Source organism: Streptomyces sp. FIT100, from assembly GCF_024584805.1.
Taxonomy (GTDB): Bacteria; Actinomycetota; Actinomycetes; order Streptomycetales; family Streptomycetaceae; genus Streptomyces.
Map to the genome: position 1 here is coordinate 2,517,928 of NZ_CP075715.1, position 22,535 is coordinate 2,540,462.

The following is a 22,535-nucleotide window of genomic DNA, read 5'->3' on the forward strand; positions in this document are numbered from 1 at the left end:
TCAGCGCGGCCCGCTAAGCAGAAGGCGTACGGCACGCATGGCGCCAGGGTACCGCAGGGCCCCTGGGCACCGCATCGAGCGTCCGGTCACCGAGAGCGAGCGCGTCGTCGCGTCCCCGGCGTCCGGGGTTACTCGGCGTATCGACCCTATCCGGGGCAACCCCAGGGTCAGTTGCCAGTCGCACTGACCACTAAACCCGCAAACCCCGTACTGCTTGGTATGGCTCGACCTAGCATGCGAACGACGGGACCGCTTTCCCGCACCCTCGGAGTCGCCCCCATGAACCCTCATCGCAAGATCCGTTCGTCCCCCGGTCCTCATCCGGGCCTGAGCCGCCGGCAGGTGCAGGGCGGCTTGACCGCCGCCGCACTCGTGCTGCTCCCCCTGCTCGCCATCGGCGGCAGCGACGATTTCCGCGCCGCACTGGACTTCACCACCGGCGTGCTCTCCCTGCTCTCTCTCACCGCCTCGGTCGCCTGGGGTCTGATAGCCACCGACCGGCTGCTCCTCTCGACCCGCCACCGCCTGCTCGCCCAGGGCATCCACCGGGCGACGGCGGCCGCCTCGCTCGGCTTCCTCCTGTTGCACGGCACGGTCAAGGTCTCACTCGGACACGTCGAACTGCTCGGCGCGCTCATCCCGTTCGGCCTCGGCGTCACCGGCACGTCCGGCCTCATCGGCTTCGGCTCCCTCGCCGGGCTGCTGATGGTGATCGCGGGCTCCACCGGCGCCGCGCGCAGCGCGCTCGCGGGCAACATCCGCACCGCCGCCCGCTGGCGGGCCCTGCACATGCTGGCCTATCCGGCCTGGTGCTCGGCGCTCGTGCACGGCCTCTACGCGGGTCGCCCGGCGGCCGCCTGGGTGGTCGTCATGTACTGCCTCGCGCTGGCCGGCGTCGCCGCCGCCGTCTCCCTGCGGCTGCTTCCGCGTCAGCAGCAGCGGCAGCTCGCCGAGCGGCTCATCGCCCTCATGGGGTCCGGCGGCCGCCGACTGGACGCCGAGGAGCAGGCCCTGCGCGATCTGTCGGTCGCTCCCCTGCCCGGCACCACGGGCAACGCATCCGAGCTGCCGCAGTACGAACGCGAGTTCCCCCGGCAGCGCCGGGGCGACATGGACGAACCGGCCGCCCGGCCGATCGGGCAGCCCATCGGATCGCCGCTCGGCGCCCCCATGGGACAGCCCCTCGGCCCGTCGCGCGCGGAACCGCGGCGCATCCCCGCGCCCGCCCCTCCCCTCTACGAAGCGGCACCGCCCCCGTTCGCCGAGCCGGCCGCGGCCGCGGGGTCCGTCCCCGGAGCCGGCCCGGTCCCCGGCGTGCCGCTTCCCGGCGACGGCCCCGGAACGGGGATCTCCGCCGCCTACCGTGCCGTGTCGCTGGCCGGTGAGACCTCCGCACGCCCGGCAGGCGCCACGACGCCTCCGCCCTCGGGCGGGATACCCCTCGCCGAGCGCGTCCCCATGACCGAAGAGCTCCCCGCCATCGACGAATCCGGTCCCCGCCCCGGTCTCTGGCCGGCACCCTCCCCGCCGCCGCCCGGACAGGCGTTCCCCCCGCCGTCGCCGTCCTCGCGCTACGGGACAGGGGCCGCTTCTCCGTACGAGACGAGTGCCGCACCCCAGTACGACACCGGCGCGGCCACCTCGTACGACACCGGCGCCATGCCCCAGTACGGCGATCAGTACCCCCCGGCGCCGGCGTCCCCGTACGGCACCGGCAGCCCCACCGGCGGCCACGACGGGCAGCCGCCCGCAGCCCCCACCGACCCGCTCGACGACACCCGGACGTCGCCCGGCCCCCTCTATCCGCCCCCGGCCGGGGAACCCTGGCACGCACCCGCAGGAGAACGACCGTGAACGCCCCTCTCCCCGACGTCCCCGAAGTCCGTGTCGTCGGCCTCCCCCAGCTGACCCAGGGTTTCGACCTGGTCGAGCGCCTCGACCTTGCCATGCACCTGAAGGTGCACGGACCGCTCGAACCCATGACCGGGGAGCGGCTGGCCCAGCTGGCCGAGAACATATCCCTGCGCGGACGCGGAGGCGCGGGCTTCCCGTTCGCCCAGAAGCTGCGGGCCGTGGCCAAGTCGGCGATCCGGCGCGGGGTGCGGCCCGTCGTCGTGATCAACGGCAGTGAGGGCGAGCCGGCGTGCCGCAAGGACACCGTGCTGCTCAACCGCGCCCCGCATCTCATCCTCGACGGCGCCCTGCTGGCCGCCGAGGCGCTGGGAGCGCGCACTCTGATCGTCGCGGTGACCCGCAACTCCACGGAGATCTCCGTCCGCGCGGCCCTCGCCGAGCGGGGGCTTTCGGACCGGCGCGGCCAGCCACTGCGCGCGCGGGTGCAGCGCAACCCCGAGCGCATGGTCTCCGGAGAGGCGTCGGCGGTCATCCGTGCCATCGGCGGCGGGCCCGCGCTCCCGCCCGGCCGCCGCGAGCGCGCGTCGGACACGGGCGTCGCCGGAGCCCCCACCCTGCTGTCGAACGCGGAGACGTTCGCCCAGCTTGCCGTCGCCGCCCGCATCGGTGCGCGGCGGTACGGCCACACCGGCCTCGAGAACGAGCCGGGCACGGTGATGCTGACGGTCTCCGGAGCCGTCGCGCGCCCCATGGTGATCGAGGTGCCGACCGGCGTGCCGATGCGGTACGTGCTTCAGCTGGCGGGCGCCCCGCCGGTCCCCCAGGGCGTGCTGACCGGCGGCTACCACGGCAACTGGATCGACGCCGCGGCCACGCACGACGCCGTGATCTCACGGGAGTCGCTGGCCAACGTGGGCGGCTCCCTCGGCGCGGGCGCGATCCTGCCGATCGGCCCGGACACCTGCCCTCTCGGCGAGGCGCAGCGCGTGGCCAACTGGCTCGCGGCCGAGACGGCCGGCCAGTGCGGGCCCTGCAAGCTGGGCCTGCCCGCAGCGGCGGGCGGGCTCTCCGACGTGATCAACGGCGGCGGGCCGGCCGCGCTGGAGGCGCTGCGCGAGGTGACGCAGGCGGTCAAGGGGCGGGGCGCGTGCAAGCACCCCGACGGCTCGGCGCGGTTCTTCGCCTCGACCCTGTCGGCGTTCACGGACGACCTCGCCGCGCACGTCCTCCACGGCGGCTGCGGCCGCGAGACCGTCGGTGTGCTGCCGCTGCCCGTTCCCGGCTACCAGGAGGCGGAGGAATCCATCCCGAGCGGCGAGAAGCTCGCCGTGGACTGGACGCTCTGCCAGGGTCACGGGATCTGTGCGGAGATCGTCCCCGAGCTGATCCGTATGGGTGCCGACGGGTATCCCTCGGTGGCGGAGGCCGCGGTACCGATGCATCTGCGGGGGCGCGCCCAGCGTGCCGTGCGCCGCTGCCCGGCGCTCGCGCTCCGCATCGAGCAGGCGCCCTCCGAGCGCCCGGCGTTGCCCAGCAGCGACCGCAAGGCCCTTGGCAGCGGCCGGGGTTGACGGGAGAACGGAAGAGGGCCATCCGGATCGGATGGCCCTCTTCGTCTGCTCTTACCGAGCTGCTGTGGAGCTAAGGAGAATTGAACTCCTGACCTCTTGCATGCCATGCAAGCGCTCTACCAACTGAGCTATAGCCCCTTGCTGTGTGTCGCCCGCGCCTCAGGGCTTCCCCGGCGGCGACAGAGAGAACATTACACGGTCCCCCCAGTGGTTCACCAAATCGTTTCCGGTTTGCACCACCTCGCCCCGGTAGCTCCCGCTCCGGAGTCTCGGCATCGGCAGGGGCAGGCACGCACTCAGGCCGTGGCGAACGAGTAGAACCGCTTGAGGGTGCAGTGCTCGTCGAGCAGCCGGCCGTAGATCGGCTCCCCTTCGAGCTCGCGGTACGTCTCGATGGGGTCGCCTTTTATGATCAGCGCCCGGGCACACTCTTCGCACCAGTACTGGTACTCGGGGTTCACGGGGTCCATGTCGCGGACGATCGGCGTGCCGCTGTCACACCAGTCGCATTTCCGCCTGTGTGCACCCATCATTCAGCTCCAGCTGTGGCCGCAGGCCGTGCACACGTACGAAATACCTCCGTTGTCGCCGAGCACTTGGGCGACATGGGCCGATCCGCACGAGGGGCAGCTGAGGCGAGTGTCGGCCTCCGCAGCGGCGAGCAGGTCATCGTCCTCCTCGATGCTGCCACCAGGCATCGCCTCTCCCTCCCGTCCCGGCCGTCGTCCCCTCCGGCCGGTCCCGATTCTGCCATGGCGCCGCAAGGGGGTCAGCGCTGTCGGCACAGCAGACCGGCAGGAACGCAGAAATCCCGCCCCCTGCCGGGAACGGGATCCTGATGGTGAAGCTTGTGGAGCTAAGGAGAATTGAACTCCTGACCTCTTGCATGCCATGCAAGCGCTCTACCAACTGAGCTATAGCCCCTTGTGTTCTTCGCGCTCCGCGCTGCGAACAAGAAGAACCTTAGCCTGTGACCAGCCGGAAAGTGAAATCCGACTGGTCTTCGGTATGCGCTCCGCCACCTGCCCGTCCACGGGCCGGCAGCGGACGCCTCAGTCGTCGTCGCCGAGGACGGGCTCGGGCAGCGTGCCCGCGTTGTGCTCCAGCAGCCGCCAGCCGCGGGCGCCCTCGCCGAGCACGGACCAGCAGCAGTTCGAGAGCCCTCCCAGGCTCTCCCAGTGGCGCGACTCCAGGCCCAGCAGGCGGCCGATGGTGGTGCGGATCGTGCCACCGTGGCTCACCACGACGAGCGTGCCGCCCGCGGGAAGCTTGTCGGCATGGCCCAGCACGAAGGGGGCGGCCCGGTCGGCGACCTCGGTCTCCAGCTCCCCGCCGCCGCGGCGCACGGGCTCGCCGCGCTTCCACGCCGCGTACTGGTCGCCGAACTGCACGACGATCTCGTCGTGGGTCAGCCCTTGCCAGACACCCGCGTAGGTCTCCCGCAGCGCGGCGTCATAGGCGATGTCGTGACCGGTGATCGTGGCGAGCTGGTGGGCCGTGGCCGCCGCCCGCTTGAGGTCGGAGGAGACGATCGCGTCCGGTTTGAGCGAGGCGAGCAGCCGCGCGGACCTGCGGGCCTGGCCGACGCCGGTCTCGGTCAGCTCGATGTCCGTGGAGCCCTGGAAGCGGCGCTCGAGATTCCAGGCGGTCTGGCCGTGCCGCCACAGGACGATGCGGCGCCCTCTGCCCGGGCCCGTGCGCGCACCCGTACCCGTGCTCGTGCTCGTGCTCGTGCTCGTGCTCGTGCCGGTGACGCTCAGCTCAGCTCACCGTCCGTGCCGCTGCCGTCACCGGCGAGCCTGGCGTGCTCCTCGGCCTTGCCGCGGGTCTTGACGGCGTCCTCGGGCAGCGGCAGCTCCGGGCAGTCCTTCCAGAGCCGCTCAAGGGCGTAGAAGACACGCTCCTCGCTGTGCTGGACGTGCACGACGATGTCGACGTAGTCGAGCAGGATCCAGCGCGCGTCACGGTCGCCCTCGCGGCGCACCGGCTTGGCGCCGAGCTCCTTCTGGAGCTTCTCCTCGATCTCGTCGACGATCGACTTGACCTGGCGGTCACTGGGGGCGGAGGCGAGCAGGAAGGCATCCGTGATCGACAGCACATCGCTGACGTCGTAGGCGATGATGTCGTGCGCGAGCTTGTCCGCTGCCGCCTGTGCGGCGGCGTTGATCAGCTCGAGGGAACGGTCCGTGGCGGTCACATGCAGGCTTTCGTCGGCGGTCAAGACTCTTCCAGGGTCTCACGGACCGCCGACAGCCCACGCGGCGATTGCTTCCGGGTGCCAAGGAGAGGCACCCGGAACACCCGCGTCTTCGGCCCGTCGTCAGCCCTTGGTCTCGTAGTCCGTGCCGAGGACGACGGTGACATCGGCGTTCGCCGCCGCCTTCCCCTTCTCCACAGCGCTCTCCGGCAGGCCCAGGGTCTTGGCGACCTCCACGGCCTTCGCCTTCTGGGCCGCGTCTCCGTAGAGCACCTGCGAGGCCGACGCGGTCTCCGCCTTGCCCGCGTCGACGAACGCATAGCCGCCGTTGACCAGGACGATCCTGGCGTCCTCGGTGGCGTCCGCGTCGCCGGAGGCGTTCCGCACGCCGACCCGTACCGCCGCGCCCTGTTCCGGGGCGCTGACCTTGCCGCCCAGGATGTCCTTGACGACGCTGTCGCTCGCCTTCTGGCTGAGTGTGCCGTCCTGCTCCACGGGCAGCAGGGCGGTTTTGTAGTCGCCGCCCTTGGCGTACTCGGACAGCTTGGCGAGCGACGCCCCCAGGTCCTTCTCGGGCAGGGAGGGATCGAGGATCTGCGCCAGGGTCTCGACGGTCACCGTGGCCCCCTGCGGATCGCTCGAGATCTTCCGCAGGACTCCGTACATCACCTGTCCGAACCGCTGCAGCTGCTCGGCCTCGGCCTCACCGGGGCCGCGGTAGGTGGCGTAGGCGACGGCCATCCGGCCGTTGAGCGTCTGCTTCTCGCCCCTCTTCACCAGCGGCGGCTCACCCTTCTTGGCCGCGGGGATCTGGGCGTTGGTGTCGATGTCGATGCCACCGACGAGCTCGACGAGATTCTCCAGGTAGGGGGTGTCCAAACGCCAGGTGCCGGTGATCCCGGTGCCGAGGAGGCTGCCGATCGACTCGCGGGTGCCGGTGGAGCCGTCCTCGTCGACGGACTTGCCGAGGGTGGTGGCGGTGCCCTCGTCGCCGGCGACGGAGAGCGAGTTCGGGAGGAGGACGGTCGTGCCCTGCTTGGTGGTCTCGTTGTCGACGAGGAGCGCCGTGGAGGTGCCGCCCTGCTTGGTGTTGTGCAGATGCACCACGATCATGTCGCGCTTCTGCGGTCCCGTGGCGGTGCTCCGCTCGGTGCCGGATTCGCCGGTGCCGGGCAGTTTGCCGGTGTACCAGAGATAGCCGACGCCGCCCACGGCCACGAGGACCAGGACGACGAAGAGTGCGACGACGCGGTTGCGCCCCCGCCGCTTGGCCTCCTCGCGGCGCTCGGAACGGCTCTCGGTGAACGTGAGCCAGTCGATGACGTCCTCGGAGTCCTCGTCCTGCTCCTCGATGAACGAGAACTGCTCGGTGCGGTAGTCGCGGTCGCTCTCGTCCGGGGCGGGGCGGCGCTGCCCGGGTACGGCGGTGGGACGCTCCGGCCCGCCACGGGGGGCCTGCGGGGGCTGAGGGGCTCGCGGCGGCGGGGACGCCGGTGGCTGCTGCGGCGGGACGCTCCACTGCTGCGTGGTGTCGACGGCGGCCTGCTGACCGGTGTCGTAGCCGTCGTAGCCGTAGCCGGGCTGCGCCTGGTGCGGCTGCCGGCCCTGCTGTGCGTACGGGTCGTAACCCTGTGGCTGCTGGGGCTGCTGGGGCTGGGCGGCGTACGGGTCGTATCCGTAGCCCTGCGGCTGGCCCTGCTGTGCCTGCTGTTGCTGCTGGTGCGGCTGTTGCGTGTACGGGTCGTAACCCTGTGGCTGCTGGGAGTGCTGGGGCTGCTGGTAGACCGGCCGTCCGTACTCGTCGTAGCCGATGATCTGCGGCTGCTGCGGGTAGTACGGGTCGTACGGGTTCTGCTGGTCGTTCACCGGTGCCCCTCTCCGTGGCTCAGTCGCCGCGGTACAACTGGCGCTTGTCGATGTAGCGCACCACACCGTCCGGCACCAGATACCAGACGGGGTCGCCCTGCGCCACCCTCGCCCGGCAGTCGGTGGACGAGATGGCCAGGGCGGGCACTTCCACGAGGGAGACACCGCCCTTCGGCAATCCGTCGTCCGTCAGGTCGTGCCCGGGCCGGGTGACGCCGATGAAGTGGGCGAGCGAGAAGAGCTCTTCGGCGTCCCGCCAGGTGAGGATCTGTGCGAGCGCGTCGGCTCCGGTGATGAAGAAGAGATCCGAGTCGCTGTTGAGCGCCCGCAGGTCCCGCAGCGTGTCGATCGTGTAGGTCGGGCCGCCGCGGTCGATGTCGATACGGCTGACCGAGAACTGCGGGTTGGACGCCGTGGCGATGACCGTCATCAGATAGCGGTCCTCGGCCGGGGAGACCGCCTTGTCGCTCTTCTGCCACGGCTGCCCGGTCGGGACGAACACGACCTCGTCCAGGTGGAACAGGGCGGCCACCTCGCTGGCGGCCACCAGGTGTCCATGGTGGATCGGGTCGAAGGTGCCGCCCATGACGCCGAGCCGGCGCTTGCCGCCCCTGGTGGACAGTTCCTGCTGCCCCATGCCCATGCCCATGCGTGCAGAGCCTACTGGCACGGCCGTCCGGCCCGGATCAGCGGTCGCGGTTGAAGCGAGTGGTGATCCACAGCAGCAGGAGCAGCGCACCGAGGGCGCCGAAGCCGGTGAGGTAGGGGCTGAGGCTTTCGTGGTTGCCACCGTGCTCGGTGCCCTCGGCGAGCGTGACCAGGTTGGCGGCGGTGCTGGCGAGACTCATCTTCTGCAGGACCTATCCATCGGGAGTCGGAGCGGAGACTTCGCGCACATCGTATGCGGGACATGCGGGCACGCTCACGCCGACTCAGTCGTTGTCGGTTTTGCCGCGACGGCGGACACACCACGTCCACCGCAGGCGCCGAAGCCGCCTGGCCGACCCGGCCCGCGGAGTTATCCACAGGCTCGGGCGACACGGCAACCCCAGCACCTAGTCTGGGGTCTGTCAGGGGGACGGGGCAGTACTCGTAAGGAACAGGGGGCATCCGATGACCGACAGCAGTTCCGAGAATGTGCCGGGCCGGCAGCGCAAGCGCTTCCCGGACATCTCTTCCCGGGCGTACGAGCATCCGGCGGACCGCTCGGCGCTGGTCGCGCTGCGCAAGCTCTCCGGATTCGACACCGTCTTCAAGGCGCTGAGCGGGCTGCTGCCCGAGCGCAGCCTGCGACTGCTCTTCCTCTCGGACTCCGTGCGGGTGAGCGACGCCCAGTTCGCGCATCTCAACGCCATGCTGCGCGACGCCTGTTACATCCTGGACCTGGAGAAGGTCCCGCCGATGTACGTGACGCAGGACCCGAATCCCAATGCGATGTGCATCGGCCTCGACGAGCCGATCATCGTCGTCACCACCGGCCTCGTGGAGCTGCTGGACGAGGAGGAGATGCGGGCGGTCGTCGGCCACGAGGTGGGCCATGCCCTCTCCGGACACGCGGTGTACCGCACGATTCTCCTCTTCCTCACCAATCTCGCCCTGAAGGTCGCGTGGATCCCGCTCGGCAATGTCGCGATCATGGCGATCGTGACCGCCCTGCGCGAGTGGTTCCGCAAGTCGGAGCTCTCGGCCGACCGGGCCGGACTCCTCGTGGGCCAGGATCTGCAGGCGTCGATGCGGGGCCTGATGAAGATCGCCGGCGGCAATCATCTGCACGAGATGAACGTGGACGCGTTCCTGGAGCAGGCCGAGGAGTACGAGGCCGGGGGCGACCTGCGGGACTCGGTGCTGAAGATCCTCAACATGCTGCCGCGCTCGCACCCGTTCACCACGGTGCGCGCTGCGGAGCTGAAGAGGTGGGCCGAGAGCCGCGACCACCAGCGGATCATGGACGGCCACTACGCGCGCCGCACGGAGGACAAGGACACCTCGGTCACGGACTCCTTCCGCGAGTCGGCTTCGCACTACGCCGAATCGGTGCGGACCAGCAAGGATCCTCTGATGAAGCTGGTCGGGGACATAGCCGGGGGCGCGGGCGACCTCGGCGGCCGGCTGCGTGACAAGTTCACGGGCGCGAGCAGCACGGGGGGCTCCGGCCGCGGCGGTGACAACGGCAGCCGCCCGTCGGACGGCGGCGGCAAGGCGGCCGACGGCGGAGCCCCGGACGAGGGCTGAGCCCGCAGGGTCCGCGGCGGCCTCACCCCGGCCGCGGTCAGGGCGAAGGCTGGGCGCTGGGAGCAAGGGCGCCGCAGAGCGGGGCGGCGGCCCGGCCCGTCTCGTACGGGTCGGTGCCGGCCGGGCCGTCCGAAGTGGCCCGCTGACCGGCGAGCAGCGGCTGGAGGGACCCGGCGGCATGGGCGGAGCAGGCCATGGGTCCGGCCTGCAGATAGCTGAAGAGCAGCTCGGCGCGGTGGGTGCGCAGGTCGTCGCGGTCGAAGCGGAAGTGCAGCTCGCGGCGGACGGTGAACAGGGAGGCGTCGTCCGCGCGCCGGTCGCCCGTCGGCGCGGTGGCGTCCGCTCCGGCCGGGCGGAGGGCGTAGGCGAAGGTGTGGTCCGAGATCACTTCGAGGCTGTCGGGTCCGGCGTCGTGGTAGCGGAGGGTGCCCTTGACCCTCACCTCGGGTTCGGCCAGGGCGGCCTTCGTGGGGTCGAAGCGCACCAGCCAGCCGGTCGCCGCGTGCCGGCCGTCCTCCGCGGGGGCGTCGAAGGACCGGTCGAACTGTTCGAGCTGATCGGGGTCGAGGAGCACGCGCACCGGCCGTGACACGGCGCCGCTGAGCACATCAGGGTCGAGCGAGGACTCCACGAGGTAGTCCTTGGCGATGGTCAGCGCGGTCATGACCTGGCTCTCCGAGAAGTTCTCGGTGCGCGTGGCGCCCGGAAGGGTGATCCCGGCGGCTCCGGTGCGGAAATGTGCGGCGGGGCTGCGGGCGTACAGCTCGGCGGGTTCACCACCGGGCACGGGTCCCTTGGGGGCCAGCGGTATCACCGTGCTCCGCAGGGGCTCGGCGGGCCGGGAGGAGGAGGGCCGGTAGGGCTGGCGGACGCCCATGTAGATCGCGGTGCCGAAGGCGAGGGCGATCAGCAGGACCAGCAGCAGCGCCTGCCTGGACCCGGTGCGCGGGCCCCAGGCCGGGCGGCTGCGGACGGCCCTGGCGTGGTCGCCCATCCGCTCCTGGGCGGAGAACTCCTGGAGGCGGGCAGCACGGACGAACGATTCGTCGAAGACGACGGACCGGTACTCGTCCTCACCTCCGCCGGGGAGCCCCTCGGGTGTCCCCTCAGGTGGGTCTCCACGCCCTGCCATACCTTCAGAGTAGGTCGGGAGAAGCACACGTAAACGCGGTGCTGCGCGACAAGTTCCGACAAGCTCTCGCGCTCTCCGTCAGGGGGTGCGGGGCACGGCGGGGACGGGAGGTGCGGGGTACTCCGCGGAGGCGGAGGGGCCGGTGATCCGGTCCGGGGCGGTCGTCGCGGAGGGCTGGTCGACGCCGGTCGTGGCGGGGGGCGGGACGCGGTCCTGGCGGTTGGCGGCCGCTCCGCGGTAGACGGCGGTGAAGGCGACGGCGACCATTCCGATGCCCATCAGGACGGCGAGGACCCAGGCCACGGGACGGTGCCAGCGGGCCGCGCCGCGGTAGGGGCGCAGGGCGCCGCCGTGCGGGTAGGGGTCCTGGTCGCGTACGCCGCGGTCTTCCGGGTCGCAGTCGTCGTACGCCCGGCCGTAGTCACCGGGGCCGTAGCCGTCCTCGTAGAGCTCGTCGTCGCCCGGGCCACCGCCGGCGCGGGCGCGGGCCGCCTCGGCTTCGGCCCGCATCTGGGCGGCTGCGAGCAGACGCTCGACGGCGGACGGTTCGTGGATCTCGGCGGCCCGGACGAAGTCCTCGTCGAACGCCACGGGGGCGAAGTCCTCGTCCGCGCCTCCGCGGTCGTCGTCGGGCTCCCAGCCGTCCGGGAACGGCCTGCCCCCCACGTCGTCCGGCACCTCTTCAGGGTAGACCTGGGAGGGGCTTTTGGGCAGGGACTACGGGCAACTGCCCACATGCATTCGTCACCGAGTGTGACCGTCGCCGGTGACGATGTATTTCGTCGAGGTCAGCTCGGGCAGGCCCATGGGACCGCGGGCGTGCAGCTTCTGCGTGGAGATTCCGATCTCGGCGCCGAAACCGAACTGACCGCCGTCGGTGAAACGGGTGGACGCGTTGACGGCGACGGTCGTGGAGTCGACCAGCTGGGTGAAGCGTCGGGCGGCGGCCTGGGAGGTGGTGACGATGGCCTCGGTGTGACCGGAGGACCAGAGGCGGATGTGTTCGACGGCTTTGTCGAGGGAGTCGACGACGGCGGCGGCGATGTCGTAGGAGAGGTACTCGGTCTCCCAGTCCTCCGCGGTGGCCGGCACGACGGTGGCCTTGGAGCCCTCGGCGTGGGCCAGAGTGCGGTCGTCGGCGTGGACGGTGACGCCTGCCTCGCCCAGGGCGTCCAGGGCGCGGGGCAGGAAGGCGGCGGCGATGTCCTGGTGGACGAGGAGGGTCTCGGCGGCGTTGCAGACGCTGGGGCGCTGGGCCTTGGAGTTGATCAGGATGTCGACGGCCATGTCGAGGTCGGCCCGGGCGTCGACGTAGACGTGGCAGTTTCCGGTGCCGGTCTCGATGACCGGGACGGTGGACTCCTCGACGACGGTGCGGATGAGGGAGGCGCCGCCGCGCGGGATGAGGACGTCGACGAGGCCGCGGGCGCGCATCAGCTCGCGCACGGAGTCGCGGCTCTCGCCGGGGACGAGCTGGATCGCGTCGGCGGGCAGTCCGGCGCCTCCGACGGCGTCGCGCAGGACCTTCACCAGGGCGCTGTTGGACGAGTAGGCGGAGGAGGAACCGCGCAGCAGCACGGCGTTCCCGGACTTCAGGCAGAGCGCGGCGGCGTCCACGGTGACGTTCGGCCGTGCCTCGTAGATGATCCCGACGACGCCGAGGGGGACACGGACCTGGCGGAGGTCGATGCCGTTGGGCAGGGTCGAGCCGCGGACCACCTCGCCGACCGGGTCGGGCAGGGCGGCGACATGGCGGACGTCGGCCGCGATGGCACGGACCCGCTGGGGGGTGAGGCCGAGCCGGTCGATGACCGACTCGCTGGTGCCGGCTTCGCGGGCGCGGGCGATGTCCTCGGCGTTGGCCTCGACGATCTCGCTGGTACGGACCTCGAGGGCGTCGGCGATCGCCAGCAGCGCGTCGTCCTTGACCGAGCGCGGGAGTGGCGCGATCTCGGCGGCGGCCGCGCGGGCCCGGTAGGCGGCCTGGGCGACCGGGGACATGTTGTCGTACGGCGAGAGCGAGGTCATGCCCGCAGGGTAATGCGCCGTCTGCGGGCATCCCTCACGTATTCCGCACTACGAGACACGACGGCCGCGCCCTGGTACCGGTGGGGGTGGCTCAGAAGGGGTGGACGCCGACGGGGGCCGCGGGCGGCGGGCCGTAGCCCTCCGCGATGCGCTGGTGGTAGGTCTCCCGGTCGATGACCTCCAGGCCGACGATCTCCCATGGCGGCAGCTGGGCAGTGGAGCGGTGCTCGCCCCACAGGCGCAGCGCCACCGCGGCCGCGTCGTGCAGGTCCCTGGCCTCTTCCCAGTAGCGGATCTCGGCGTGGTCGTTGGCGTACCGGCTGGTCAGCAGGAAGGGGTGGTCGTGGGCGAGCTGTTCGAGCCCGCGTCTGACCTCCTTGAGCGGGGCCTCGGCGCCGGAGACGCAGAGAGTGACGTGCCACAGCTTGGACACCGTGCGGTCCCTGCCGTGCGGGTCCTGAGCGGCGGGGAGGCTCTCGCCGGTTTCGTCCGCGCGGCCGTCCGCACCGGCCGGGTGTGCCGCCGCGTCCTCGTCGAAGTCGGCCCCCGCCTCCACACTGGTGAGGGCGCGTTCCTCCCCCACGGCCCTGCGGGTGCGCGTGGTGCCCCCTGTCCCCGTCCCCCGGGGCGACGCCCCTGGGCGCGCTCGTCTCACCGGCGGCCTCCTGTTGATGCGTTGTGGTGCCGAACCCCGCCCTGTCCGCATGACAAAGTCCCCTGACAAAGTTGACCAGTCCGGGGCCGGACATGGGGCGGTTTTGGTGAACGTCCCTGCTTCAAGGCGGGAGTTTCAGCCGTTTCAGGGGTGGGTCAGGACTCAAGGACGACGAGATCGTCCCTGTGTACGACCTCGCGCTCGTACGCGGGACCGAGCTCCCGGGCCAGTTCGCGGGTGGAGCGGCCGAGCAGCTGCGGGATCTCCTTGGCGTCGAAGTTGACGAGTCCGCGGGCGACGGCGCGGCCCTCGGAGTCGCGCAGTTCGACCGGGTCGCCGGCGCTGAACTCGCCGTCGACCTCGGCGATTCCGGCGGGCAGCAGCGACTTCCTGCCCTGGACGACGGCGTGCACGGCGCCGTCGTCGAGGGTCAGCGAACCCTGCGGGGTCGACGCGTGGGCGAGCCACAGCAGCCGGTCGGCGGAGCGGCGGCCGGTGCGGTGGAAGTAGGTGCCGGTGTCCCGTCCGGCGAGGGCGTCGGCGGCGCGGCTGGCGGAGGTGAGGACGACGGGGACGCCCGCGGCGGCGGCGATCCTGGCCGCCTCGACCTTGGTGACCATGCCGCCGGTGCCGACGCCCGCCTTGCCGGCCGAGCCGATCTCCACTCCGGTCAGGTCCTCCGGTCCGCGGACCTCCTCGATCCGCGAAGCGCCGGGCCTGCTCGGGTCGCCGTCGTAGAGGCCGTCCACGTCGGACAGGAGGACCAGCAGGTCGGCCCGTACGAGATGGGCGACGAGGGCGGCGAGCCGGTCGTTGTCGCCGAAGCGGATCTCGTCCGTGGCGACGGTGTCGTTCTCGTTGACGACCGGGACGGCGCCCATGGAGAGCAGCTGGTCGAGGGTGCGGTAGGCGTTGCGGTAGTGGGCGCGGCGGCTGGTGTCGTCGGTGGTGAGGAGCACCTGTCCGACGCGGACGCCGTAGCGGGCGAAGGAGGCGGTGTAGCGGGCGACGAGGAGGCCCTGGCCGACGCTGGCGGCGGCCTGCTGGCGGGCCAGGTCCTTGGGGCGCCGGGCCAGCCCGAGCGGTGCGAGTCCTGCGGCGATGGCGCCGCTGGAGACCAGCACTATCTCCCTCTCGCCACCGCTGCGCGCCTTGGCGAGTACGTCGACGAGGGCGTCCACCCGGTCCGCGTCGAGGCCGCCGGCGGCCGTGGTGAGGGAGGACGAGCCGACCTTGACGACGATCCTGCGGGCCTCGGCCACGTACTGCCGGGATGCTGTTGACGCTGTCTGCCTTGCACCTGTCACATGGCGAATCTATGTCAGGCCGCGTCGTCGCTGCTCGCTCATTTCATCCGCTGGACAGCCCCCGGACAGCCCGGCGCAGGCGTCCGGCGACCCGTCTCGCAAGGGGGGTGCGCGGTTCGACGCGCCGCCCGTCGATCCGTTCGGCCATGGTCACCTCGTAGGCGGAGTACGGAACACCGGCCCGCCGGTCGCCGAATCCCGGGTAGGCGAGATAGTGCCGGCCGCGGCGGCGCACGACCCGGGGCACGCCCCCGTCCTTGCCGAAGGCCAGCACCTCCCGCAGCAGCTCGGCCCGGCCCAGGCCGGCGCAGATGAGCCGCAGCCGCTCCTCCACCTTGAGTGCGCGCGCGAGGCCGGGGGTCCAGTAGGCGGCCATGAGGGGCGCGGCGAGTTCCGTCTTGTGCCGCAGGTCCTCCTCCGGCTGTCGCAGCACGGCCGGGCCGAACTGCGGCAGCAGCGTCACCGTGAAGGGCCGGATCATCAGCTGGTCGCGCCGCGTGCCCGGCGGTACGTGCTCGGCGATGAGTTTCATCAGGGCGCGGGCCGAGTCGAAGCGGAGCTCGTAACCCCCGCTCCTCGTCAGGTGTTTGCCGTCGTCGCGGCCTACGAGGTAGTAGCACGGGTAGTCGGCGACCACGGAGATGCCGGAGCCCGTGGCGTCGGCCCGCAGATACGCCTCCATGGTGAAGAGCGCGTCCTCGCCCGTCCGCAGGGTCTCGTCGAACCTCATGCCGTGGCGCACGAGCAGCTCGCGCCGGAAGAGCTTCTGCGCGCTCAGCGTGAACTTGATGTTGGAGGTGTAGAGGTCGGCGCGCTCGACGGTTCTCCCCCACATCGACTTCGCGGCATTGCGGTTGACGCCGACGACCTTGCCGAGCACGACGTCCGTGCCGGCCGCGTCGGCCATGGCGACCATCCGGTCCAGCGCCTCGGCGCCGAGGTGGTCGTCGGCGTCGAGGAAGAAGACATAGCGGCCGCGGGCCATGGCCAGGCCGGTGTTGCGGGGTCCGCCGGCGCCGCCGGAGTTGGCCTGGTGCACGACGCGCATCGGCACCTTCGTCCGCGCCGCGAACTCGTCCAGACAGCGCCCCGTGCCGTCGGTGGATCCGTCGTCGACGGCGACGATCTCGATGCAGTCGGAACCCAGGGTCTGGGAGGCGACCGAGTCGAGGCACTGCACGAGATACGGCATCGCGTCATAGGCGCCGATGATCACACTGACTTCGGGCGGAGTGTCGGCCATCTGAACATGATGCAACCCTTATATGTCGGCAATGTGTCAGTACACGCGAACGGCCCGTGAGCCCACCTCTGCGGGGGCGGGCTCACGGGCCGTTCGGGGTCAGCCGGGTCGGGCGGTCAGCGCGCCACGCCGGCCGTCGCCTCCGCGCCATTGCCCTCGGCGCCATCGCTCTCGGCGCCGTTGCCCTCGGCGCCGTTGTCCTCCGCTTCGGCGTCCTCCGTGCCGGCGTCCTCGGTGCCGCCGCCCCGCCTGGCCCTGGCGGCGCCCTTGGCGTTCTCGGCGCCGTTGGCGCCGCCGGCCTCCGCGTCCGACTCACGGTCGAGCCGGCCGATCGCCTGCTCGCCGATGCGCTGCTGCACACCGGCGTTGCGCACCTCGGCCTTGTCCGCGAGGTCCCGTACGGCCGCGTTGAACTGCTCGATCGACGTGGGCGCGTCGGGCCCGAGCAGATACCGCTTCAGCTCGGTGCGCGCGTCGGCCAGCGTGTCCGCGGCCGGATCGGCCACCGCGGCGAGCAACTGCCCAAGCTCCTCCGCGCCGTTGGAGAGGATGACCGCGGCCCGCACGGCCGTGTTCTGCCGCTTGAACTCCTGCACGCCGAGCTCGGCCGAGTCCGTCACGGCGTACGGCTTGCCGCTGGCGATGAAGTCCGAGACGACGCTGGAGATGTCGGAGACCATGCCGTCGGACTCGTTGAAGCAGTCGTAGAGCTTGGGCTCGGCGCCGGTCACGACCTTGTGCTCCCACCAGCCGAAAGAACGCCAGTAGGCGTCGTTCCACGCCGCCCGCAGCTGCTCGATCTCGGCGAGCCGCTGGGGATCGGCGAGGGAGACCCGCGACTGCTCCGCCTCGTCCCCGCCGGGCCGACCGGGCTTGGCGAGCTCGGCCAAGCGGGCCTCGGTACGGGCCAGTTCGGCGCGCGCGGCGTCCTGGTCGGCCTTCGCGGCCGCGGCCTGCCCGGCCCAGCGCGGGTCGGTGGCGCGCTCGGCCGCGGCCTGCTCCACCATCGCCGTGATCCGCTCGTGGACGGCCAGGGCCTTCCTGTTGCGGATGCCGGTGAAGGGGTGCGGCTTGTAGATGACCCGCACGGGCCGTTCGGCCTCCAGCAGCCGGCGCACGATGTTCTCCCCGGCGAGCAGGAGCGAGGTGTTGCCGGGGTCGTTGTCCCAGCCTTCCCAGGTGGGGGCGTACAGGATGGTGGGGATCGGGTTCTTCGGCGCCCCGGTCCAGGTCCTGATGGGGGCCAGCTGGGGGCGACCCACCTCGACGATGTCCTGGTCGAGGACGCCGACGTCGGCGAGTGCGTACCGGTCGCGCCCGGCCCGGCCCGCCGTCCACACCTCGTCGTACACCTTGGAGAAGGGGTTGACGCTGGCGAGCTTGTCGCTGTCGCCGTGGCCGATGAAGACGTGCTTCATGGTCGGTACGCGCAGCATGTGGATGTTCTTGCCGACGTTGGCCGCGTAGAGGGTGACGCGGACCGTGTCGAGCTTCATCGCCATCAGATGCTGGCCGCCGGGGACGCAGAGCACGGGCACGGAGGTCGCGTTGACCTTCGCGACGAGATTCCGCTCGCGCATGATGACGATCGGCCGGCCCTCCAGCTGCTCCATCGTCTCCAGCCACATGTTGACCTGGTACGCGGACTCCGCGGAGCCGGAGAAGTACAGGGCGACGGTGGGCTGGTACTCGCCGAGCCATGTCTGCACAGCCTTGAGCACGGCGGGCGCCGCCGGGACCCGGCGCTTGCGGCGCAGATACGGCACGAGGGCGACGGTGTACAGCAGGCCGAGGCCGATGGTGACAGCGGTGCCGACGTAGCCGAGGAGGTAGTGGCCGGTGGCGGCGGCGGCGATCACACCCGCCATCGCCGGGATGTCGAGGTGCAGCATCTTCTCGCCGGAGCGGCGCAGCAGGGAGCGCGGCGGGGCGTCCGGGATGCGTACGGCGTTGAGGTCGATGTTGCGGGTGACGACCGGCATCGTCCGGCGCAGCCGGATCAGGGTGGTCAGCGCGCCGTGCGGCGCCTGGAGACCGTAGAAGAGCAGGAAGCAGGCGACCGCCGCGTAGAACAGCGGCTGCTCGGCGAGGTTCTCACGGGCGAGCAGCAGGATCAGCAGCAACTGGCGGAGCAGGAAGCGGATCGGCAGACCGGCGCGGACCTTGTTGAGCCGGTTGACCAGATAGCTGCCGCGCTGGTGCAGATAGAAGTCGGCGGCATAGGTCACTGCCGCTGCGGCCGCGAACATCCAGATGTCCGGAATGAGCGCGGCGATCATCACGCACGGATAGCCCAGTCCCATCAGGACTGCCGCGGCCAGCTCTGACCGGCTGCCCACACGGGCCAGGCGAATGGCGGTCGAAATCACGTAGAACCTGCTCCAAAGGTGCCGGTTGTTTCACGTCTGCAAGAAGTTGTGAAGGTGGGGCTTCACGGACTCGGGCCTCTGTATCGCAGGAGGCGATCTCAGAGGCCCGAATAGGATCATTTAACGGAGGTATTGGAGGAGTATTACACATCTTCCTGTCGGTCGAGGACCGACGCCAGCGCCTGCTCGAATCCGGATGCCTCGCCCGCCTCGCGGGTCGGGTCCTGCTGGCGTACGTCGATGACATGGCCGGTCAGCTCGGAAAGCAGCACGTCCAGCGAGGTCCGGGCCACGGCCTCGGAGGACAGCAGCGACCCGGCCGGCTCCTGGCCGAAAGCCTTGGTGCGCATCGGCGTGGCGGTGCGCTCCGGATTGACGCAATTCACCCGGATTCCCTCTGCCGCCCATTCGTCGGAGAGCGCCTGGGTGAGATTCACCATGGCGGCCTTGGTCGATGAGTAGAGGCTGTATTCGGCGCGGCCGCGGGTGTAGCTGGAAGAGGTGTAGAGAAGCAGTTGCCCCTGGGTCTCGACCAGATACTTGTATGACGCACGAGCAATCTGGACAGGCGCCAGGTAATTGACGTTCAGCGCTTCCTGAATGGTCGCGTTGTCGGTCTCGGCGAGCTTGCCGATGCGCAGCACGCCCGCGGTGTTGATGACGTAGTCGATACGGCCGCTCTCGGCGTACGCCGTGGAGAGCGCGTCATCGACGTGCTCCGGGTTCTCGACATGGGTGCCGGTGGTGGAACGGCCCAGCGCGTAGACCTTCGCCCCGTACCGCTCCGCGAGGGCGGCGATGTCCGCGCCGATTCCGTACGAGCCGCCGAAGACGACCAGGGTCTTGCCGGCGAGCAGCTCGCGGTACGCGGCCTCGTCGGCCTGGCGCGGGGCGGCGGAGGAGGCCAGCTGGAAGAGCTTGTCGGCGATGAAGACGTCGACCGGCTGGGTCACCTTCATGTTGTACTCGTCGCCCGTCACGACGTGGATCGGCACGTCCGGCAGGTACCTGAGCACGACGCTGCAGTCGTCCGTGGCCTGGAAGTTGGGGTCGCCCGCGGCGATCTCGTAGGCCCGGCGGATCGTGGAGAGCTTGAACGCCTGCGGGGTCTGGCCGCGGCGCAGCCGGGAGCGGTCCGGGATGTCGGTGATGAACTCGCCGTCCTCGCCATGGGTGCGGGTCACGATGATCGTGTCCGCGGAGGGGATGGCGACGTCGACCGCCTGGTAGCGGTCGAGGGCGTCGACACAGTCCTGGATCACTCGCTGTGACAGAAGCGGACGCACTGCGTCATGGAAGAGGACATTGGCGTCCTCGCCCTCCGCGAGACCCTCGCCGAGGGCCTCGATGGCCCGCTCGGTGGTCTCGTTGCGCGTGGCGCCGCCCTCGATCACCCTGCTGACCTTGGTGAGGCCGGCCTTGGCGATGATCTTCTCCACATCGGGTACGAATCCCGGCGCCATCAGCACAATCACGTCGTCGATGGCCTCGGCCTGCTCGAAGATCGTCAGCGTGTGCTCGATGACGGCCTTGCCGGCGATCTTCAGCAGCTGCTTGGGGATCGCGAGCCCCACGCGCTGGCCGGTACCACCGGCGAGCACGACTGCGGTGGTGCGGGGCTTGGCTTCGTGCGGCACGGACAAGACAGACCTCTACCTTGCGGGACTAAGGGACGGTTGATAGTCGCACTCTCCGTGACCGTCCCGCAAGGCGCTCGCCAGGCACTCCACACCCTCGCGAAACCCGCAGTTCACCCCATGGCCAGGGATATTGACATCAGCGTGCCGACGGCCGGGGTGAGCGATCACACAGATACGCGGCCCTGACCTGGACCGCCTCGGTTGCGTCACTGATCGGAGACTTCGAGTGTCAGCGCGTTCTGCCGGTCGTAGCCGAGCCGGGCCGTGACCAGCCGCGGGCGGCGGCCCCGGAGCCGGCACAGGGCGCGGCGCAGCTGAAGGAACGGACGCGGCGCGGGCAGCAGCACGGGCGGGTAGGCGTAGACGGAGCCCTTGGCCACCACATCGTCGAGGATCCTGCCGACTCTGACGGCCTCGGCGCCCGGTGCGTACTGCAGCCACAGCTCCCAGCCCTCCTTGCCCGCGAGCCGGGCACGGACGACATCGGTGCAGGCCAGGGTGGCCCGGAAGCCGTCCGCCCCGTGCTGTACGCCGGGAAACTCCAGCTCGGCCGGCTGCTCTCCGCCGCGCCTGAGCAGCAGGACGGGGGCGGTCACCTGCTCCGTCGTGACTCCGTGCAGCCGTCCCGACACCGTGATGTTCCACCGGTCGACGCGGATGTCTCCCGCTTCGGCGTGCGCGCCTCGCGCCCAGGAACGCAGCGCGAGCAGGTTCCGGGGGGCGCGGATATAGGGGACGAGGTGGCGGACGCCGCCGCGGGGCCCGGTCCGCCGCGCCGGGTCCATCGAGCCGCGCTGGTCGACGGCGCGGACGCGGATGCCGACACGCAGGCCGGATACCGGCTGGTCGGCGTGGCAGATCCAGCTCCCCTCGGCGAATTCCTCACCGCTCGGGATGGCGGCCGTCCCGTCGGCGCGGAACGGGAAGACGCGCTCCTCGGCGCCCTTCTCCTCGCGTGTGCAGACCAGCCGCAGTCCCGGGTACGCGACGGCGGCCGATTCGGGAGCGATCAGCCGCACGCGCAGACTGCCGTCGGCGGCGGCCACGCAGTCGGCCACCGGGATGAACGCGGAGCCGGCCGACGGGGAGGCCGACGGGGTGCGGTCGAGCGCGCCGCCGCCCGGCGATGTTTCCTCGGCGTTCTCGGCGTCCGTACCGGTACCGCCGGAATCGGCACCGGCGCCCCCTGAGGTGTCGGCTTCTATGCACGAAGGGGATTTCCGGGAACCTCCCGCGCCGAGTTCGGCGAACAGCTCCTCGTACTGCTTGGCGACCGGGCCCGGGTCGAAGCGCTGAGCGTTCACGCGGGCCGCGGCTCCCATGCGGCGGCGCAGTTCCCCGTCGTCGATCAGGCGCAGCAGGGCGCGGGCGACGGCGTCCGCGTCGCCCACGGGCACCAGCAGCCCGTCGACACTGTCCGCGACGATCTCGCGGGGGCCGTAGTCGCAGTCGGTGCTCACGACCGGGAGTCCGCAGCGCATCGCCTCGACGAGGGTCATGCCGAAGGACTCGTGGCGGGAGGTGGAGACCGCGATCGCGCCCTTGACCCACTCCGGCTCGATCGGTGAGCGGGGGCCCATGAGAAGGACGCTGTTGTAGAGGCCGAGCTCGTCGATGCGACGGCGGAGCCGCTCCTTCTGGTTGCCCCAGCCGCAGATGCGCAGGGTCCACTCCGGGTGTTCGGCGACGACCTTCCCGAACGCCTCGATGAGCAGGTCGTACTGCTTCTCGGAGGAGAGCCGTCCGGCCGCCACGACCGTCGTCCCACCCAGATCGGAGGGGTCGACCATGGGCTCGGGGACGCTGTTCGGGATGGACAGCACCTGGGTGCCGGGCAGGGGCACCTGCTCCCGCCACACCGCCGCGTCGCCCTCGGAGACGGTCACGAACGCGTCGATGGCGGCGAGGTGTTCACGCATCTCGGCGCGCAGTGCGGGCTTGTGGTGGTTGTGCGTCATGTGCTCCTGGCCGATGAGCACGGCCCGCTCCGGCGCGAACTGGGCGGCATACGCGACCAGTCCGGGCCGGGTCCCGATGACGACGTCCGTGTCGGACGCGGCGTAGTGGTCCCGTACCCGTTCGTCCGTGAGCCGGCTGTACTCCTTGAACCGCGCCTCGTGGGCCGGGAAGCGCTCGGCGGGTCGCCGTGCGAGCGGGTGCTCCTTCTCATTCGTCACGGAGCCCGGGCGGGTGTCGACGAGCGGTACGACCGAGATGCGGGGGTCGATCGCGAAGAGCGGCTCGTCACGGTGCCGGAAGACGGAGACGATCTCCACCTCGTGCCGGCCTGCGAGTTCCTCCGCGAGGTTGAGCGTAGTGCGGATGGTGCCGCCGATGCCGTAGACGGTGTGAATGAGGAAGGAGATCTTCATCGGCGCTCCGTATCGGTCCGCAGGGGCACCTGCCGCCCCGTACCCCGCCTGCAAGACGGCGATAACGGA

Annotated in this window: 19 protein-coding genes and 2 tRNA genes; 3 read left to right on the top strand and 18 right to left on the bottom strand. The window is 70.9% G+C overall.

The genetic code is table 11. The annotated features are described in order from the left end of the window. The first annotated feature begins 279 nt into the window (after positions 1-279). Both KK483_RS10995 and KK483_RS11000 read left to right on the top strand, forming a co-directional pair. Complete coding sequence (locus tag KK483_RS10995) at positions 280-1,854, top strand: hypothetical protein (RefSeq protein ID WP_262005053.1); 1,575 nt, start codon at positions 280-282, stop codon at positions 1,852-1,854. Then, positions 1,851-3,425 carry an NADH-quinone oxidoreductase subunit NuoF family protein gene (locus KK483_RS11000; RefSeq protein ID WP_262005054.1) on the top strand — a complete coding sequence of 525 codons (1,575 nt, stop codon included), beginning with the start codon at positions 1,851-1,853 and terminating at the stop codon, positions 3,423-3,425. The genes KK483_RS10995 and KK483_RS11000 overlap by 4 nt, the downstream gene beginning before the upstream one ends. 65 nt (positions 3,426-3,490) lie before the next feature. On the opposite strand, the gene KK483_RS11005 is transcribed toward KK483_RS11000, so the two are convergent. The 9 genes from KK483_RS11005 to KK483_RS11045 all read right to left on the bottom strand — a co-directional run bounded on the left by KK483_RS11005 (position 3,491) and on the right by KK483_RS11045 (position 8,336). After that, positions 3,491-3,563 (bottom strand) — tRNA-Ala (locus KK483_RS11005). A 158-nt stretch (positions 3,564-3,721) separates the two neighbouring features. Next, positions 3,722-3,955: a hypothetical protein gene (locus KK483_RS11010; protein WP_240138561.1), complete on the bottom strand. Its 234-nt coding sequence runs from the start codon at positions 3,953-3,955 to the stop codon at positions 3,722-3,724. 3 nt (positions 3,956-3,958) lie between these two features. Then, on the bottom strand, positions 3,959-4,123 hold the full coding sequence (locus KK483_RS11015; RefSeq protein WP_262005055.1) for a hypothetical protein: 165 nt from the start codon (positions 4,121-4,123) through the stop codon (positions 3,959-3,961). 153 nt (positions 4,124-4,276) lie between these two features. Then, positions 4,277-4,349, bottom strand: a tRNA-Ala gene (locus KK483_RS11020). A 128-nt stretch (positions 4,350-4,477) separates the two neighbouring features. Beyond that, complete coding sequence (locus tag KK483_RS11025; RefSeq protein ID WP_262009428.1) at positions 4,478-5,098, bottom strand: histidine phosphatase family protein; 621 nt, start codon at positions 5,096-5,098, stop codon at positions 4,478-4,480. An 83-nt stretch (positions 5,099-5,181) separates the two neighbouring features. Then, a complete protein-coding gene (gene rsfS, locus KK483_RS11030; protein WP_262009429.1) occupies positions 5,182-5,622 on the bottom strand; it encodes a ribosome silencing factor in 441 nt (146 codons plus the stop codon). A 123-nt stretch (positions 5,623-5,745) separates the two neighbouring features. Then, complete coding sequence (locus KK483_RS11035; RefSeq protein WP_262005056.1) at positions 5,746-7,488, bottom strand: LCP family protein; 1,743 nt, start codon at positions 7,486-7,488, stop codon at positions 5,746-5,748. Between the two features lie 19 nt (positions 7,489-7,507). Then, positions 7,508-8,125, bottom strand: a complete 618-nt coding sequence (gene nadD, locus KK483_RS11040) for a nicotinate-nucleotide adenylyltransferase (RefSeq protein ID WP_262009431.1) — start codon at positions 8,123-8,125, stop codon at positions 7,508-7,510. A gap of 49 nt (positions 8,126-8,174) precedes the next feature. Continuing rightward, the gene (locus tag KK483_RS11045; protein ID WP_242336193.1) at positions 8,175-8,336 is read right to left on the bottom strand and encodes a hypothetical protein; all 162 of its coding nucleotides are present in this window, start codon (positions 8,334-8,336) and stop codon (positions 8,175-8,177) included. A 265-nt stretch (positions 8,337-8,601) separates the two neighbouring features. Between KK483_RS11045 and KK483_RS11050 the strand changes: the two genes are divergently transcribed. Next, complete coding sequence (locus tag KK483_RS11050; RefSeq protein ID WP_262005057.1) at positions 8,602-9,720, top strand: M48 family metallopeptidase; 1,119 nt, start codon at positions 8,602-8,604, stop codon at positions 9,718-9,720. A 37-nt stretch (positions 9,721-9,757) separates the two neighbouring features. On the opposite strand, the gene KK483_RS11055 is transcribed toward KK483_RS11050, so the two are convergent. The 9 genes from KK483_RS11055 to KK483_RS11095 all read right to left on the bottom strand — a co-directional run bounded on the left by KK483_RS11055 (position 9,758) and on the right by KK483_RS11095 (position 22,466). Further along, complete coding sequence (locus KK483_RS11055; RefSeq protein WP_262005058.1) at positions 9,758-10,852, bottom strand: hypothetical protein; 1,095 nt, start codon at positions 10,850-10,852, stop codon at positions 9,758-9,760. Positions 10,853-10,930: 78 nt separating this feature from the next. Further along, positions 10,931-11,530, bottom strand: a complete 600-nt coding sequence (locus tag KK483_RS11060; RefSeq protein WP_262005059.1) for a hypothetical protein — start codon at positions 11,528-11,530, stop codon at positions 10,931-10,933. Positions 11,531-11,596: 66 nt separating this feature from the next. Next, entirely contained in the window at positions 11,597-12,880 is a 1,284-nt protein-coding gene (locus KK483_RS11065) for a glutamate-5-semialdehyde dehydrogenase (protein ID WP_262005060.1), read from the bottom strand. 91 nt (positions 12,881-12,971) lie between these two features. Further along, positions 12,972-13,535, bottom strand: a complete 564-nt coding sequence (locus KK483_RS11070; RefSeq protein ID WP_262005061.1) for a hypothetical protein — start codon at positions 13,533-13,535, stop codon at positions 12,972-12,974. Between the two features lie 155 nt (positions 13,536-13,690). Then, positions 13,691-14,797 (bottom strand): glutamate 5-kinase, encoded by a 1,107-nt coding sequence (proB, locus tag KK483_RS11075; RefSeq protein WP_262005062.1) that lies wholly within the window; start codon positions 14,795-14,797, stop codon positions 13,691-13,693. A gap of 88 nt (positions 14,798-14,885) precedes the next feature. Beyond that, a complete protein-coding gene (locus KK483_RS11080) occupies positions 14,886-16,085 on the bottom strand; it encodes a glycosyltransferase family 2 protein (RefSeq protein ID WP_262005063.1) in 1,200 nt (399 codons plus the stop codon). 116 nt (positions 16,086-16,201) lie between these two features. Further along, positions 16,202-18,454 carry a hypothetical protein gene (locus KK483_RS11085; protein WP_262005064.1) on the bottom strand — a complete coding sequence of 751 codons (2,253 nt, stop codon included), beginning with the start codon at positions 18,452-18,454 and terminating at the stop codon, positions 16,202-16,204. Positions 18,455-18,597: 143 nt separating this feature from the next. Further along, positions 18,598-20,097: a bifunctional cytidylyltransferase/SDR family oxidoreductase gene (locus KK483_RS11090; RefSeq protein WP_262005065.1), complete on the bottom strand. Its 1,500-nt coding sequence runs from the start codon at positions 20,095-20,097 to the stop codon at positions 18,598-18,600. 203 nt (positions 20,098-20,300) lie between these two features. After that, positions 20,301-22,466, bottom strand: a complete 2,166-nt coding sequence (locus KK483_RS11095; protein ID WP_262005066.1) for a glycosyltransferase family 4 protein — start codon at positions 22,464-22,466, stop codon at positions 20,301-20,303. Positions 22,467-22,535: the final 69 nt, after the last annotated feature.